Origin of the sequence: Gordonia sp. PP30 (assembly GCF_023100845.1) — a bacterium.
Classification (GTDB): domain Bacteria; phylum Actinomycetota; class Actinomycetes; order Mycobacteriales; family Mycobacteriaceae; genus Gordonia.
Genome location: NZ_CP095864.1, coordinates 2,527,210 through 2,542,966, shown reverse-complemented (window position 1 = coordinate 2,542,966; position 15,757 = coordinate 2,527,210). Strand labels below are relative to the sequence as shown.

11 protein-coding genes and 1 tRNA gene are annotated in these 15,757 nt (G+C 67.1%); 11 read left to right on the top strand and 1 reads right to left on the bottom strand.

Features of this window, described 5'->3' with window-relative positions:
* Genes MYK68_RS11755 through brxL form a run of 3 tightly spaced genes read left to right on the top strand, consistent with a single transcriptional unit; the run spans position 1 to position 7,624 of the window.
* Positions 1-3,240: an Eco57I restriction-modification methylase domain-containing protein gene (locus MYK68_RS11755; protein WP_247863884.1), complete on the top strand. Its 3,240-nt coding sequence runs from the start codon at positions 1-3 to the stop codon at positions 3,238-3,240.
* On the top strand, positions 3,237-5,570 hold the full coding sequence (gene pglZ / locus MYK68_RS11750; RefSeq protein ID WP_247863883.1) for a BREX-1 system phosphatase PglZ type B: 2,334 nt from the start codon (positions 3,237-3,239) through the stop codon (positions 5,568-5,570). Before MYK68_RS11755 ends, pglZ begins: the two co-directional genes overlap by 4 nt.
* Positions 5,567-7,624, top strand: coding sequence for a protease Lon-related BREX system protein BrxL (gene brxL, locus MYK68_RS11745; RefSeq protein WP_247863882.1), 2,058 nt, complete (start codon positions 5,567-5,569; stop codon positions 7,622-7,624). Before pglZ ends, brxL begins: the two co-directional genes overlap by 4 nt.
* 53 nt (positions 7,625-7,677) lie before the next feature.
* On the opposite strand, the gene MYK68_RS11740 is transcribed toward brxL, so the two are convergent.
* Positions 7,678-9,243: an HNH endonuclease signature motif containing protein gene (locus tag MYK68_RS11740; protein WP_247863881.1), complete on the bottom strand. Its 1,566-nt coding sequence runs from the start codon at positions 9,241-9,243 to the stop codon at positions 7,678-7,680.
* Between the two features lie 387 nt (positions 9,244-9,630).
* Between MYK68_RS11740 and MYK68_RS11735 the strand changes: the two genes are divergently transcribed.
* The 8 genes from MYK68_RS11735 (at position 9,631) to MYK68_RS11700 (ending at position 15,690) form a co-directional block, all read left to right on the top strand.
* Positions 9,631-10,494 carry a ParA family protein gene (locus MYK68_RS11735; protein ID WP_247868032.1) on the top strand — a complete coding sequence of 288 codons (864 nt, stop codon included), beginning with the start codon at positions 9,631-9,633 and terminating at the stop codon, positions 10,492-10,494.
* 2 nt (positions 10,495-10,496) lie between these two features.
* Positions 10,497-11,297, top strand: coding sequence for a segregation and condensation protein A (locus MYK68_RS11730; RefSeq protein WP_247863880.1), 801 nt, complete (start codon positions 10,497-10,499; stop codon positions 11,295-11,297).
* Positions 11,294-11,992, top strand: coding sequence for an SMC-Scp complex subunit ScpB (gene scpB / locus MYK68_RS11725; protein ID WP_247863879.1), 699 nt, complete (start codon positions 11,294-11,296; stop codon positions 11,990-11,992). Before MYK68_RS11730 ends, scpB begins: the two co-directional genes overlap by 4 nt.
* Positions 11,993-12,015: 23 nt before the next feature.
* On the top strand, positions 12,016-13,047 hold the full coding sequence (locus MYK68_RS11720; protein WP_247863878.1) for a pseudouridine synthase: 1,032 nt from the start codon (positions 12,016-12,018) through the stop codon (positions 13,045-13,047).
* Between the two features lie 8 nt (positions 13,048-13,055).
* Positions 13,056-13,748 (top strand): (d)CMP kinase, encoded by a 693-nt coding sequence (cmk, locus tag MYK68_RS11715; RefSeq protein ID WP_247863877.1) that lies wholly within the window; start codon positions 13,056-13,058, stop codon positions 13,746-13,748.
* Positions 13,741-15,222: a ribosome biogenesis GTPase Der gene (gene der / locus MYK68_RS11710; RefSeq protein ID WP_247863876.1), complete on the top strand. Its 1,482-nt coding sequence runs from the start codon at positions 13,741-13,743 to the stop codon at positions 15,220-15,222. Before cmk ends, der begins: the two co-directional genes overlap by 8 nt.
* A gap of 51 nt (positions 15,223-15,273) precedes the next feature.
* The gene (locus MYK68_RS11705; protein ID WP_247863875.1) at positions 15,274-15,552 is read left to right on the top strand and encodes a GlsB/YeaQ/YmgE family stress response membrane protein; all 279 of its coding nucleotides are present in this window, start codon (positions 15,274-15,276) and stop codon (positions 15,550-15,552) included.
* Between the two features lie 64 nt (positions 15,553-15,616).
* Positions 15,617-15,690 (top strand) — tRNA-Pro (locus MYK68_RS11700).
* The last annotated feature ends 67 nt before the right edge of the window (positions 15,691-15,757 follow it).

The following is a 15,757-nucleotide window of genomic DNA, read 5'->3' as shown; positions in this document are numbered from 1 at the left end:
ATGACCACATCAACGACCGCCGTTCTCAACTCTGGCCAACGGAACTTCCTGGACGGCCAGACGCAGCGCGCCCGCGCGGCGGCGCAGCGTGCGGCCGAGGGCGCCCTGCGCGTACTCTCAGTAGGCGAGCCGAGCCGGCCCGGCCATCTGAGTGACGAACAGAACACCCTTCGCCTCGCGCTTCGCGATAAGGCGCGGCAGCTCGGGGATGCCACCTCGCGTGCGGGCGCGCCTCTGACGAATCTCGTTCACGACGTGGCATACGAGCAGTGGCACCGATTGCTGTTCGCGCGCTTCCTTGAGGTCAACGGACTCCTGCGCCACCCCGAGTATTGCGACGTCCCGTTGTCTCTGGAGGATTGCGGCGACTTTGCGTCGGACCTCGGCGAGCGCGATGAGTGGGCTGTCGCCGCTCGTTTCGCGTCGGAGATCCTCCCCGGTGTCTTCCGTCTGACCGATCCCGCCGTTCAGGTGCGGTTCGCGACCGAGCACCGCGCCGCGCTGGAACGTCTCCTGATGGAGATCCCGGCGGAGGTGTTCACGACTGAGGATGCGCTCGGCTGGGTGTATCAGTTCTGGCAGACGGCCGAGAAGAAGCGGGTAAACGAGTCTGGCGTCAAGATCGGCGGGGCCGACCTGTCTCCCGTCACACAATTGTTCACCGAGAACTACATGGTTCGCTTCCTGCTGGAGAACTCCCTCGGCGCGTGGTGGGCGGCGCGTCATCCCGAGTCGCCGCTCATCGGCACGTGGGAGTATCTCCGACGCAATGAGGACGGAACTCCCGCCGCGGGCTCGTTCGACGAATGGCCCGAGCGAGCCGCTGACGTCACGGTCATGGACCCCTGCTGCGGTTCCGGACACTTCCTCGTGGCCATGTTCGGGATGCTCTGGCGCATGCGCGCCGAGGAGGAAGGTCTCGCTCCGGCGGAGGCACAGGACGCGGTCCTCCGCGACAACCTCCACGGTCTCGAACTCGACCCGCGCTGTTCCCAGATCGCGACTTTCAACGTCGCGCTGGAAGCGTGGAAGCAGGGCGGGTTCCGGCAACTACCGGCACCGAGGATTGCTTGTTCAGGTGCACCGGTCCGTGCTACTCAGTCCGAATGGGAGGCCCTCGCGAGAGACGACAACGAACTCCGCAAAGCGATGACTCGGCTCCATTCGCTGTTCCGGAACGCGGATACTTTGGGTTCCTTGATTGATCCTCGGTCAGGCCTGGAAGGTGACGCTCTGTTTGGTCTCGACACGAGCATTGGACTCGTGTGGCAAGACCTCGAAGTGGCTCTCGGAAAAGCGATGGTCAACGACGCCGGCCCGAATCACGTTTTGGGTCATACGGCCGAGGAGGTAACATCGACCGCGGCGTTGTTGGCCAGAAAATATCACCTGGTGGTAACAAATCCTCCTTACTTGGGGCAGTTGAAGCAGAGTGAAATACTGAAAGAATATGTCGACTCGGCGCTGCCAGACGGCAGGTCCGACTTGGCTGTCGCCTTTCTCTCCCGCATGCGAACCTTGACTTCGGTGGGCGGTGCTGTAGCGGCCGTAGCGCCGGAGGAATGGCTGTCGGCATCGCGTGCTCAGAGATTTCGAGACGCCATCCTCGTGAGCTCATCATTTGCTCTACTCGCGCGCCTTGGATACGGGGCTTTTTCTACCCCGCTGCGTGTGCAACCATTGCTTTCTATCGTGGTTGAGAACACGCCTAGAGATGGCCACAGAGTTGCCTGCGCGGACGTGTCGGGGTCGACCGGTGTTCTTGGGAAGTCGGAAGCGCTGCAGGAGTCCGACGTGACTCGACCCAGGCAGTCCGATCTTGTTATGCAAGGGCGAATCACGCTGGCGCCTGGAAGCGGTGACGCCCCGCTTGCTTCGCTGGCGGACTTTGTGGACGTTAGGGCTGGTCAAAAGGCTGGTGACGTCAACCGTTTCGAGGTTGCCTTCTGGGAGGTTCCGAGTCTTGGAGGTGTCTGGGAATATCTTCAGACGGCGCCCACCGAGAGTCTCCCAGTGTCCGGTAGATCGCGCCTGATTCGTTGGGAGCAAGAATGCGGATCCATGGCTCGGCTTGCTGACTCTGTCAAGCACTTAAACCACGTCGCGCAGAACTGGCGTCGGGGAAAGCCGCTCTGGGGAAAGCTGGGAGTCGTGTTCGCACTTATGGGGGGAGATCTTCGGTTCACCCTCTATAGTGGCGAGATCTATTCCTCGACCTGTGCTGCCGTAGTCCCGCGAGATCAGTCATTGTTGCCGGCGTTGTGGGCGTTCGCGCAATCTGGGGATTGGGCAAATGCGGTCAGAGCGGTGAAGACTGGAATAGCTGTTGACCCGCATGACCTTACGAGAATCCCATTTGACATCGAGCGATGGCGTGAGATGGCGGGGACAATCGAGTTTCCGAGCCGGCCGACTTCGACTGATCCTAGGCAGTGGGTCTTCAACGGCTCCGTCGCTGGGTCGTCTCACCCGCTGCAAGTGGCAGTCTGTCGCTTACTCGGTTTCCAGTGGCCTGAGCAGCGGCCCTTGGAGGATCTGAGTCGATTTGTGGACTCTGACGGGATTGCTGCGCTCCAGGCATTGCCTGGTGAGCCCGATCTATCAACTCGCCTTCGAGCATTGTTATCTGCAGCGTATGGTGTGGCGTGGTCGAGCGGCCTTGAACGCCAGCTCGTTGTTGAGGCAGGAGGGAAGAACGGCAAACTCGAAGACTGGCTCCGTGACCAGTTCTTTGCCCAGCATGCGAAAGTCTTCGATAATCGGCCATTTCTCTGGCACATCTGGGATGGTCGCAAGGACGGATTTTCGGCGATCGTCAACTACCATAAGCTCGACCGGCGAACGCTCGAGAAGCTGACCTTCACGTCCTTGGGCGCGTGGATCGAGCGCCAGAAGCATGAGGCTCGTGCCGAGCGTGCCGGCGCGGATGCGCGACTGGCCGCCGCCGAGGATCTCCAGCGCAGACTCGAGCTCATTCTCGACGGCGAACCGCCCTACGACGTGTACGTCCGATGGAAGTCGATGGCCGAGCAGCCCATTGGCTGGGATCCCGACCTTGACGACGGGGTCCGCCTGAATATCCGTCCCTTCGTGACCGCCGGCGTGCTGCGCGCGAAGGTGAACGTTCACTGGAAGAAGGATCGCGGGAAGAATCCGGACGGGTCCGAACGCCACAACGACCTCCATCCGACACTCGACGAGCGTCGGGCTGCCCGGCGACAGGCGGAGGCCGCCGGATGACGCTCGTGCGTGCCGTCGTCGCCGATGCACTTCGCGACGCCGCAGCCTTCAACACAGGGGCGAACTCCGCACCGGCGGCTGTGCTGTGGGCTGACCCCGATCGCGCGTGGGAGCCGGTGATCCGCAGTCTTCAGGAGGCGCTGCCCGTTCTCGTTCTCGGCGAGTACGACCCGGCGGCTGCGCGGGGTCCGGCGCTTTGGATTCGCGCCGTCCTCGCCTCGCCAGAATTAGCGGAGCTTCCGGCTCATCTTGTTGAGTGCGATGACGGCAGTCCGTGGGTGATCTATCTACCCGGTGTCAGCAGGAGTGCTGTGGCCGCAGCGTCGACGCCCGACGACCCGCTCGCGCCGCTTGTCGAGATCGCCATCCGTTCCAACTGGTGGCCGTCTGCTCACGGCCAGACGCCGTGGACGCCGCACTCGTTCCTCGCGTCGAAGCACGGCGCGGCGCTCGACCTCGCGGGCGATGCCGCGACCAGGTCCGCCCTCATGCAAATCCTGGACAAGTTCCTCGGCGAGGACATCGACGATCTCAGGCGCTTGGGTAGGCTCGACGCCTCGCGTCTGCACCGCCTCGTGCTCGATGATTCGGTTCGTACCCTCCTCGAATGGATGAACGACCCGGACGCCGTGCGCGCCTCGCTCGAAGACGCGCGCTGGCAGGCTCTCATCGCTTCCAGCAAGTCTGTCTACGCTTTTAGTCCCGAGAAGGACGGCGTGCTCACCGCGGCCAGCAAGCTCGGAAGTCGCGCGGGCGACTGGAGGGCGGTCTGGCAACGGTTCGCGGAGAATCCCGCCCGTTACCCGAACATCCCCGGACTGCTCGACCAGGCGCGCCCCGCTGTGGTGCCTCTGTTCGGTGACACCGACACCCATCCCGACTCGTGGCCGTCGTGGAATCGCGAGCAGGAGGACGCGCTGCGAACAGCCCTCGGCGCGATTGCGGCCCATCCGAACCCCGGCGTGCGGGTCAAGGAACTCGCCGCCGAACATTCGGCACGCGAGGACAACGTGTGGGCGACTCTCGGGCAGGCGCCGCTCGCGCGGGCCGTCGGGCACCTCGCCGAACTAGCCGATCGCGTGGCGACCGGGGCGCCGGCCGCGGACCTCGAGGATCAGGTCGCTTGGTACGGCGGTGAAGGTCACCTGATCGACGACCTCGCCCTGCGGGCCATCGGCTCGGCCAAGAGCGCGCGGGATCGGGCCGCGGTGACGAGTGCACTTGGGGCCCTCTACGACCCGTGGGTCGACGAGTCGGCCCGGGCATTCCAGCAGGCGGCGGTGACCGATTACTCCGGGCAGACCGGCCTGGACATCGCGGCGGGTACTGCCGTCGTCTACGTCGACGCGCTGCGCTTCGATCTGGCTGCGCGTGTGACTAGACGGTTGTCTCCGCTTAGAGCCGCCGTCGAGACCCGGTTGGCCGCCTTCCCGAGCGTGACGCCGACCGGCCAGCCGGCCGTCGCCCCCATCGCGACCGCCGCGGGTGGCGGAGGTGCCTTCGACGCGGTCGATGGACAGGGTCGGTCCCTCAAAGGCGCGGTGCTGCGCTCGGCACTCGCAGGTGCGGGTGTTCAGTTCCTCGAATGGGACACTGCGGAGACCGGCGACCCCAGCGGTAAAGCATGGACACAGACGAACTCGATCGATTCGCTCGGGCACTCCCACGGACACGCGCTTGTCGACCTCGTCGACCAGCAGCTCGACCTCGTGACCGAGCGTGTTCGTGGGCTGCTCGACGCGGGGTGGCGGAAGGTCGTCATCGTGACCGATCACGGATTCCTGCTGCCCGGCCGGCCGGCACAGAAGGTCACTCTGCCGCGTGGAATCACCGAGGACGATGCGACGCGCAAGCCGCGCGTGGCGCGCTTGAAAGCCGCGGCTGCTCGCCCGGATTTCCCCGTCGTGCCCTGGACCTGGGATTCGCTTGTCGACATGGCGAGCGCTCCCGGAATCGCGGCATTCGAGGCAGGCCGCTTGTACGAGCACGGTGGGCTGAGCCTTCAGGAGTGCGTGATTCCCGTCGTTACGGTGACGGGCGGTGACACCGCCGGTGCACCCGTCCAGATCGAGGCCGTCCGATGGACGGGGCAGCGATGCCGCATCGATTACGGACCCGCCGAGGCGGACATCGTCGCCGAGATTCGCCTCAGCCCGGCCGACGCATCGAGTGCTGTAGCCGGGCCGAAGGCGCCGACCGAGCCGGCTGAGGTCAAGGTGCTTGTCGATGAAGAGCAGGCCCCCGCCGGTGCCGCTGCGTGGGTCGTGCTCCTCGACTCGAGTGGTGGGGTCCTGGCCCAAGCCCAGACCACGGTGGGAGGTGCCGAATGACCGAGACCATCACGCTGGACGAGATCGACGAGACCGCCGCGTCGGCGTTCGAGGGCTACGTCGTGCGCAAGGATCTTGCGCAGCAGTTCAAGGGGGCGTACCCCGTTCCGACATATGTCGGCGAGTTCCTCATCGGGCGCTACTGCGCCACCACCGACCCCGAGGAGATCGAAGAGGGCCTTCAGGTGGTGCGGCGCCTTCTGGCCGACCGCACCGTGCGCGCAGGCGAAGAGGAACTGTTCAAGTCGCGTGCTCGCGAACGGATGACCGTCAAGCTCATCGATCTCGTGAAGGCCAGGCTCGACGCGAAGTCGAACGCGTACGTCGCTGAGTTGCCGAGCCTCGGCCTGCGGGATGTGCGGATCGACGACGCGGTCGTCCGCGACAACGAGCGCATGCTTACAGGCGGCTTCTACGCCGAGGTCGACCTGCACTACGACGCCGCCATCGCGGACGAGAACAACGGTAGGCCCTTCGCCGTCGGCTCGCTGCGCCCCATCCAGCTGTCCACACGGGACTCACTCTCACGGCTGGCCGAAGGCCGCTCGCGGTTCACCACCGAGCAGTGGAAGCATCTGCTACTTCGATCGGTCGGCTTCGAGCCCGCACAGCTCGGTGACCGCGAGCAGGACGTACTCCTGCTGCGCATGGTGCCGTTCGTGCAGCGGAACTTCAACATGGTGGAGCTGGGTCCGCGCGGTACCGGCAAGTCGCACCTGTTTCAGCAGGTGTCGCCGTACGCGCATCTGATCTCTGGCGGCAAAGCGACAGTCGCCCGCATGTTCGTCAATAACGCGACCGGACAGCGCGGCCTCGTCGCGCAATACGACGTGGTCTGCTTCGATGAGGTCTCCGGCGTGTCCTTCGACCAGAAGGACGGCGTGAACATCATGAAGGGCTATATGGAGTCCGGTGAGTTCTCCCGGGGCCGTGAGTCGATCCGCGCGGACGGATCGATCGTGCTCGTCGGCAACTTCGACGTCGACGTGGCCCACCAACAGCGGATCGGCCACCTGCTCTCGCCGCTTCCACCGGAGATGCGCGACGACACTGCGTTCATGGACCGCATCCACGCCTATCTGCCCGGCTGGGACGTCCCGAAGCTCAACCCGACGTACTTCACTCACCACTTCGGACTCGTGAGCGACTTCCTTTCCGAGTGCTGGTCGCGACTCCGCGACCAATCCCGCCTCGCCTCGATCCAGGGGAGAGTCAACTACTCCGATGCTTTGTCGGGCCGAGACCTGTCGGCCGTCAATAGGACCGTCGATGGTCTGCTTAAGCTTCTCTACCCCGAAGCGGAAGCTGTGATCACCGACGAGGACCTCGAGTGGGCGGTGCGCATCGCCCTGGAGTGCCGCCGTCGCGTCAAGGAACAGCAGCGGCGTATCGGTGCCGCCGAGTTCCGGAACACGCAGTTCGGCTATCGCCTCGGTGAGGGGGTCGAGCAGTTCGTATCGACGCCCGAGTTGGCGAGTCCCGACTCGATCGGTCTCGACCCGCTGCCGCCAGGTCAGGTCTGGGCCATCTCCGAAGGGAGCGGCGATGTCGGCCCTGGGCTCTACCGAATCGAGGCCGCGGATACCCCGGGTTCGGGCGCCCGCGGGCTGCTCAATCAGGCTGCGCCTGCAATGCTCCGGGAGAGCTTCAAGGTCGCCGAACAGAACCTCATCGCCCAGGCCCGGCAACTGGTAGGCGACCGTGACCCACGAGAGCACAATCTCACCGCTCAGATCCGAGCCCTCGACGCCGCTAAGACTGGGGCAGGCCTTGGCCTCCCGATCCTGCTCGCTCTTGCCTCCGCGATGCTTCAGCGGTCGGTACGTGGCGGGCTGATCGCGGTCGGCAACCTGTCACTCGGCGGCGGGGTCGAGACAGTTCTGAACGCTGCAGCCCTCGCCGAGCACGCGATGGAGAAGGGCGCGTCTGCCCTGCTCCTGCCGGTATCCGCCCGCCGCCAGCTATTGGATGTCAGCGACGAGGTCGCGACCAAGGTGTCGTTTATCTTCTACAACGATGCCCAGGACGCCCTGGTCAAGGCTCTCGACGAGTGAACCAACAGAGTCGCGTCTTCTCACGCCCGGTGGCCTGACCACGCGGGTGGTGGTCAGGCTGCCAGGAGTCGTTCGAGGATGGCTTCGGTGCCGGATCCGGTGTTGGCGGGTGGGGTCGTGGCCCGTGCTGGTGGGTCGGTGTCGCCGAGGCGGTGATTGACCGTCGGGGGCGGGGTGCGTTCTGCTTCCGGAACATCAGGTCCGACGCGGAGCTTGTCCGGATGGAACAGTGGATTGACGATCCACGGCCCGGCCCGGCCGACCGGGCGCCAGCCGCCGCGGCCTTTGTCGGGGCCGTCGGTGAGGACGGTGGATTCCCAATCCCCGGGCTGTTTGCCGTTCCAGCGGTTGTGTGTGCCGCAGGCGCCGCCGAGGTGGTCGATGTCGGTGGGGCCGCCGTCTTGCCAGTCGGGCATGTGGTGCATCTCGCACTGGGTGAACGGGCGGGTGCAGCCCGGTGCGGTGCATCCGCGGTCGCGGGCGAACACGGCGAGGCGCTGTGCCCGCGACGCCAACCGATGCGCCCGGCCCAAGTAGAGGGGCTGCCCGGTGGCCTTCGAGAAGACGGCCAGGTGCGGGACGGAGTCGGCGGCGATCTTCACCAGATCTGACACCGGCATCCGCGTGCCGGTCGCGGTCCAGGCGATCCCGGCCTGCCGGGCCAAGTCCTCATCGGTCACGGTAACCACGATCTGATTGCGCAGATTCCCCGGCTTCACGGACGAGAACTGCGCGTTCGCCCACGCCAGCAATGCCAGCAGCGCGTCGTGCTGGCGGCGGCCCAGGAGTCGGGTGTCGCGTTCAGCCGCCGCGGCCAGGACAGCCGGGTCAAGGCCGGGCTGATCGGCCGCCCCGTGGGGAGAGTCCGGATCGTCGGGGTTGTTCATGCCGGGGGCGGCCCACTGGGTGAACATGACCTCGAACTCGGCGCGCAACTGCGGGGTCATCCGGGCCTGCACCGCGCTCATCAGCTGCCGATCCTGGGCGCAGAGCCGGAATTTCGCCTGCCGCTGGCGGTCCTTGTCGTCGGCCAACGTGCCGTCGGGGTCGAGGTGAGCCAGGATCCGGTTCCCGACCATCGTCAGCCCGGACGGGGACAGAATGCGGGCGGCCGCGGCGAGCATGACCTCGGCCCTGTCCCGTTCGGCAGGGTCGACCGACCGGGGAATCTTGTCCATCACCTCCTCGATCACCATCACGTGCGCCTCGCCGATCGCTCCGTCGGCCACGGCGCGTGCGGTTTCCGGGAACGCCGGATCGCGGCGCTGCCCGGTCAACTCGGTGAACGAGCCGATCCCGGCCGCCGTCACACGCCGTCGCTTGGACTGACCGTCCCCGAGCCGCAGGCCCTGGGTGAGTAGTTGGTGCATGGTGTTGTAGCCGGCCCGCCGGTACACGCCACGATCGGAGATCTCCACGAACAGTGCGGCGTCGACGGCCACACCTTTGCGGCGGGCCTGTTCGCGCGATTCCAGCAGATCGAGAAGCCCGTCCTCTGACAGCGCCCCCAGCGGTGCGCTGGCCAGGGATTCCTCGGCGGCATCGATCACCGCCACCAACTCGGCCGGCGCCAAACCGGCCAGGACACCGCGGGCGTCGAACGTGTCGTTGTCGCTCATCGCAGGCCCCCTTTCCGGTCGGTGGCGGATAGTTCTTCCCCTACCCCCAGAATACACACACCGTGATGTGTAGACAATAGTTTGATAGAACCTACTTTCGAGTAGCCGGGCGATCTCATCCTCCGCACGGAAGAAGCGGCACGCGGGTACTTTCGCGGCCCTCGCGGATGACGCGCATGCGAACGGGTATCGCGGACGCGGCGGGTATGAACCGATCTCGCCCGGCACGACCCCCAGGGGGAGCGCCTCAACGGGGTTCCGGTCGTCGCCGACTACGATGAGAGTGATTCACGAGCGGGCGGGTGCCGTCCGCGGTCGTCAGGCGAGATCTCGCCGGGGAGGAGCAGCGGACAGGTGAGCCCGACTACGCCCGATTCCACCGGCCGACTGCCGCGGGAAGGCGCCGAGGGGCCGGTGCTCGGGCCGACCGGGCGGCCGTACCGCGACATCCCCGACCCTCGTCCAGTGGACCGTCACGGCCCGGCGAAGATCGTCGCCGTTTGCAACCAGAAGGGCGGTGTCGGCAAGACGACGTCGACCATCAACCTGGGCGCCGCGCTCGCCGAGGCGGGCCGGCGGGTGCTGCTGGTGGACCTCGATCCGCAAGGGGCGCTGTCGGCGGGTCTGGGAGTACCGCACCACGAACTCGACCTGACCGTGCACAACCTGCTGGTGGCGCCCTACGCGGCGACCGACGACGTGCTGCTCGGTACCCGCGTGGACGGCCTCGACCTGCTGCCCTCGAACATCGACCTCTCGGCCGCGGAGATCCAGTTGGTCAGCGAGGTCGGCCGCGAGCAGGCGCTCGCCCGGGCACTGCACCCGGTGGCCGACCGGTACGACTACATCCTCATCGACTGCCAGCCGTCGCTCGGCCTGCTGACCGTCAACGCGCTGGCCTGCGCCGACAACGTGCTGATCCCGATGGAATGCGAGTACTTCAGCCTCCGCGGCCTGGCCTTGCTGACGGACACGATCGACAAGGTGCACGACCGGCTCAATCCGCGCCTGACGCTCGGCGGCATCCTCGTCACCATGTTCGACGCCCGCACGCTGCACTCGCGCGAGGTGATGGCCCGGGTGGTCGAGGTGTTCGGCGACGCCGTCTTCGACACCGTGATCAACCGCACGGTCCGTTTCCCGGAGACCTCGGTCGCCGGCGAACCGATCACCTCGTGGGCGCCGAAATCGACTGGCGCGCAGGCGTATCGGGATCTGGCCCGCGAGGTCATCGCCCGCAACGAGACGTAGGCGTGTCGACGCAGGCGCCGTTCGAGGTGAAGCTCACCAACTTCACCGGCCCGTTCGATCTGCTGCTCAACCTGATCAGTCAGCACCGGCTCGACGTCACCGAGGTGGCCCTGCACGTCGTCACCGACGACTTCATCGCCTACACCAAGGCTCTCGGTCCCGACGCCGATCTGGAGCAGACCACCGAGTTCCTGGTGATCGCGGCGACGCTCCTCGACCTGAAAGCGGCCCGTCTGCTGCCGTCGGGACAGGTCGACGACCCCGAAGACCTCGCGCTGCTCGAAGCCCGCGATCTGCTGTTCGCACGGCTGCTCCAGTACCGCGCCTACAAGCAGGTCGCGGCGCTCTTCGCCGAGCTAGAAGCGACTGCGCTGCAACGGTATCCACGTGCGGTGTCGCTCGAAGCCCGCTACTCCGATCTGCTTCCGGAGGTGGAGCTGGGTGTCGACGTGGCGCGGTTCGCGGAGATCGCGGCGGCCGCGATGGCGCCGAAGCCCAAACCCACCGTCGGCCTCGACCACCTGCACGGTTCTCAGGTCTCGGTGCCCGAGCAGGCCAAGCGGGTCAGCGTCCTGCTGCGCGCCGCCCGGGGCGGGATGCTGACCTTCGGGCAGCTGGTCGCCGACTGCGCCGACGGCATCGAGGTGGTCGCGAGCTTTCTCGGGCTCCTGGAGCTGTACCGGGAGCGTGCGGTGACCTTCGAGCAGGAGGAGGCGCTCGGCGTGCTCCGCGTCGGCTGGACGGGCGACGCCGACGAGACCGACATCGAGAAGGCGATCGAGAAGGCCGAGGACTACGGGTGAACGAGCAACTGGACCACGACCCCACCATCGACGACGAGGGGAGTCGCATCCTCGACGACGACCACCTGCGCGGCGCGCTGGAAGCTGTTCTGCTGGTGGTGGATTCGCCGATCTCGACCGAGGAGCTGGCCACCGTCGTCGATCAGGACCGCGTGCGGGTGCGCACCATGCTCAAGCGGATCGCGGACGAGCTCACCGAGTCCGGCAGCGGCATCGATCTGCGCTACGCGGGCGACGGATGGCGCTACTACACCCGTTCGGAGTACGCGCCGTACGTCGAGAATCTGCTGCTCGACGGCGCACGCAGCAAGTTGACCCGGGCGGCGCTGGAGACGCTCGCCGTGGTCGCCTACCGCCAGCCCGTCACCCGCGCGCGGGTCAGCGCCATCCGGGGAGTGAACGTCGACGGCGTGATGCGGACGCTGCTGGCCCGCGGCCTCATCAATGAGGCGGGCACCGACCCGCAGACCACGGCGACCACGTACGAGACCACCGAACTCTTCCTGGAACGGCTCGGGCTCGCGTCGCTGACCGAACTGCCCGACCTGGCGCCGCTGCTGCCCGACGTCGACGTGATCGACGACCTCGGGGAGGAACTCCTGGACGATCCGCGATTCGCCAAGCTGAGTGCTCAGGCGGCACAATCAGACGTGGACACCTCGGCGGAGGTCCTGCGCGACGCCGACGGGGAATGACACACAACTGAAGGATTTTCACTATGGGAACCGCTAGCCGAGACGGCAGACCGGGACAGGGTGACGGCGATCGTCGTGCCCGCTCTGCCGGTGACAAAGGGAAGAAGCCGGCCGGAAAGAAGCCGGGCAAGCCGGCCGCCGGGAAGAAAGCCGCAGGTAAGAGCGCCGGAGTCAAGCGCGGCGCGCAGACTCCGTCGAGCCGCAAACCGCATCGCAAGGGTTCACGACCGGACGTCGCCTCCGGCCGGATCCGCCTGAACAACGCCAAACCCGCCCGCCACCAGGTCGCCGAGGTCGACGCCGACGGGGCGACGTACGTCGCCGACGGCATGCGGCTGCAGAAGGTGCTCGCCGCGGCGGGTGTCGCCTCCCGGCGTGGCGCCGAGGAACTGATCGCCGCCGGGCGCGTCGAGGTCGACGGCCAGACCGTCGTCGAGCAGGGCCTGCGCATCGATCCGAACACCGCGATCATCAAGGTCGACGGCGCGCGCGTGGTGATCGACGAGACCAAGCAGTACCTGGCGCTGAACAAGCCGAGGGGCATGCAGTCGACCATGAGCGACGAGGAGGGCCGGCCGTGCATCGGTGATCTGGTCGCCGAGCGCGTCATGAGTGGGCAGCGACTGTTCCACGTCGGACGGCTCGACGCCGAGACCGAGGGCCTGATCCTGCTCACCAACGACGGCGAGCTGGCGCACCGGCTGATGCATCCGTCGTACGAGGTCCCCAAGACCTACCTCGCCACCGTGCGCGGCCAGCTCCCGCGCGGCATCGGCCGCGCGCTGCGCGACGGCATCGAACTGGACGACGGCCCCGCCTACGTCGACGAGTTCGCGGTGCTGGAGGTGCACGAGGGTCGCACCCTGCTGCGGCTGGTGCTGCACGAGGGGCGCAAGCGGATCGTGCGACGGCTGCTCGCGGAGGTCGGGTTCCCGGTGCAGCGTCTCGTGCGCACCGACATCGGCCCGATCGCACTGGGCAACCAGCGGCCCGGCAGCATGCGCGCGCTCGACTCGAAGGAGATCGGGGCACTGTACAAGGCGGTGGGAATGTGACCGCGGCGATGACCGACAGCGTGGACGTGGTCGCGATCGACGGCCCGGCGGGCACCGGCAAGTCGACGGTGGCGGGCCGGCTCGCCGAGCGCGTGGGCGCCCACTACCTCGACACCGGCGCCATGTACCGCGCGGCCACCCTGGCCGCGCTCCGGGCGGGCGTCGCGCCCGATGACGACGACCGAGTCGCCGAGGTGGTCTCCGGGAGCCGGATCCGGCTCGACGAGGGCTCGGCCGGCGAGACCGTCGTCTGGCTCGGCGACGACGACGTCTCGCGGGAGATCCGTACCGACGAGGTGACCGCCGCGGTGTCGGCGGTCTCGGCGAATCCCGTCGTGCGCGAGAAGCTCGTCGCGCTGCAGCGGGCGCACGCGGACACGTCGTTCCTGGTGGTCGAGGGCCGCGACATCGGCACCGTCGTCTTCCCGAACGCCGCGCTGAAGGTGTTCCTGACGGCCACCCCGGAGGCGCGCGCGGAGCGCCGTCACCGGCAGAACCTGGCGGCCGGCCGGCCCAGCGACCTCGCCGAGGTGCTGGCCAGCGTCAACCGCCGCGACCACCTGGACTCCACCCGCGCGGTGAGCCCGCTGCGGCCCGCGGACGACGCGGTGCACGTGGACACCAGTGACCTGACCCTGAATCAAGTGCTCGACCGGCTGACGGAGCTCGTCGGCGAGCGGATCGGAGTGCGCGATGTCTGACGAGAACTTCGGCGACGACGTCGTCGACGACGCCCAGAACCACGAGGACACCGGCGGCCACGACGGCGACGGCTACGACGGCGACGGCACCTGGAGTGACGAGTCGGAGTGGGATCTCTCGGACTTCCTCTCCGATGAAGACGCCGAACTGCAGGAGACGCTGCCGGTGGTGGCCATCGTCGGGCGGCCGAACGTCGGCAAGTCGACGCTGGTGAACCGGATCCTGGGGCGGCGCGAGGCCGTCGTCGAGGACATTCCGGGCGTCACGCGGGACCGGGTGTCGTACCCGGCGAACTGGACCGGCAAGCGGTTCATGGTGACCGACACCGGCGGCTGGGAGCCCGACGCGAAGGGGCTCCAGCAGTCGATCAGCGCGCAGGCCGAGTACGCGATGCGGTCGGCCGACGTGATCGTGCTGGTGGTCGACGCGACCGTCGGTGCCACGGCGACCGACGAGGCCGTCGCCCGCACGTTGCGCCGCTCCAAGGCGCCGGTGATCCTGGCGGCCAACAAGGTCGACAGCGAACGCGCCGAGGCCGACGCCGCGGTGCTGTGGTCGCTGGGGCTGGGGGAGCCGCAGATGATCTCGGCGTCGCACGGCCGTGGAACGGGCGACCTGCTCGATCTGATCCTGGCGAAGCTGCCGGAGAAGCCGCGCGAGCTGAACCCGGCCGGTGGTCCGCGCCGGATCGCGCTGGTCGGCAAGCCGAACGTCGGCAAGAGCTCGCTGCTGAATCGTCTTGCCGGAGAAGAACGTTCGGTGGTCGACAATGTCGCCGGCACCACCGTCGACCCCGTCGACGAGCTGATCGAGATGGACGGGAAGTGGTGGCAGTTCGTCGACACGGCCGGTCTGCGGCGCAAGGTGCGCACGGCGAGCGGGCACGAGTACTACGCGTCGCTGCGCACGCGCGCGGCGCTCGACTCGGCTGAGCTGGCACTGCTGCTGATCGACGCGAGCCAGCCGATCACCGAGCAGGATCTGCGGGTGCTGTCGATGATCGTCGACAGCGGGCGCGCGCTGGTGGTCGTGTTCAACAAGTGGGATCTGGTCGACGAGGATCGCCGCTACATCCTGGAGAAGGAGATCGACCGGGAGTTGTCGCGCGTGCCGTGGGCGCGGCGGGTCAACATCTCGGCGACGACGGGTCGTGCGGTGCAGAAGCTGGTGCCGGCGATGGAGCAGGCGCTGGAGTCGTGGGACAAGCGGATCCCGACCGGCAAGCTGAACAACTGGCTCAAGGAGATCATCGCCGCGACACCGCCGCCGGTGCGCGGTGGGCGTCAGCCGCGGGTGATGTTCGCGACGCAGGCCGCGACGCGCCCGCCGACCTTCGTGCTGTTCACGACGGGCTTCCTGGAGGCCGGTTACCGGCGGTTCCTGGAGCGGCGGCTGCGCGAGGAGTTCGGCTTCGACGGTTCCCCGGTGCGCATCAACGTGCGGGTGCGTGACAAGCGGGAGCGGCGCAAGTAGCGGCTTCCCCGCCGCACCGGGTGCCGGTGCGCCTGTGCGATACTTCCCGCCATGGACATCGGCTTCTTCATCATCGGAATCCTCCTGTGGGGCATGCTCATCGGCGCGGCGGCCCAGTGGATTCTGGGCGTCAACAAGCCGTCGACGATCAACTGGGGCATGGCCCTCGGTTCGGGTGTGATCGGCTCGTTCGTCGGCGGTGCGCTCGGCAGCCTGATCGCCGGCGAGGGCTTCCATTTCCGCCCGAGCGGCATCATCGGCTCGCTGATCGGCGCGCTCATCGTGACCCTGATCTGGGTGTGGATCGACCGCCGCAAGGGCGATTCGTGATCCGGCGGGGTCGTGCGCTAATGTAGTCATCGCTCCCGCAGGGGAGCGTCCCCGCGAGGGGAAACGGGCTGTGGCGCAGCTTGGTAGCGCACTTGACTGGGGGTCAAGTGGTCGCAGGTTCAAATCCTGTCAGCCCGACTGGAAATTCTCGGAATGCCGCCCCCACCGATGATTCGGTGGGGGCGGCTATTGTCTTGTCATCCGA

Coding starts and splice junctions, on each gene's coding strand:
- pglZ (WP_247863883.1), top strand. CDS start 3,237: ATGACGCTCGTGCGTGCCGTCGTCGCCGATGCACTTCGCGACGCCGCA.
- MYK68_RS11720 (WP_247863878.1), top strand. CDS start 12,016: ATGGGAACCGCTAGCCGAGACGGCAGACCGGGACAGGGTGACGGCGAT.
- MYK68_RS11755 (WP_247863884.1), top strand. CDS start 1: ATGACCACATCAACGACCGCCGTTCTCAACTCTGGCCAACGGAACTTC.
- MYK68_RS11705 (WP_247863875.1), top strand. CDS start 15,274: ATGGACATCGGCTTCTTCATCATCGGAATCCTCCTGTGGGGCATGCTC.
- MYK68_RS11740 (WP_247863881.1), bottom strand. CDS start 9,243: ATGAGCGACAACGACACGTTCGACGCCCGCGGTGTCCTGGCCGGTTTG.
- cmk (WP_247863877.1), top strand. CDS start 13,056: ATGACCGACAGCGTGGACGTGGTCGCGATCGACGGCCCGGCGGGCACC.
- brxL (WP_247863882.1), top strand. CDS start 5,567: ATGACCGAGACCATCACGCTGGACGAGATCGACGAGACCGCCGCGTCG.
- der (WP_247863876.1), top strand. CDS start 13,741: ATGTCTGACGAGAACTTCGGCGACGACGTCGTCGACGACGCCCAGAAC.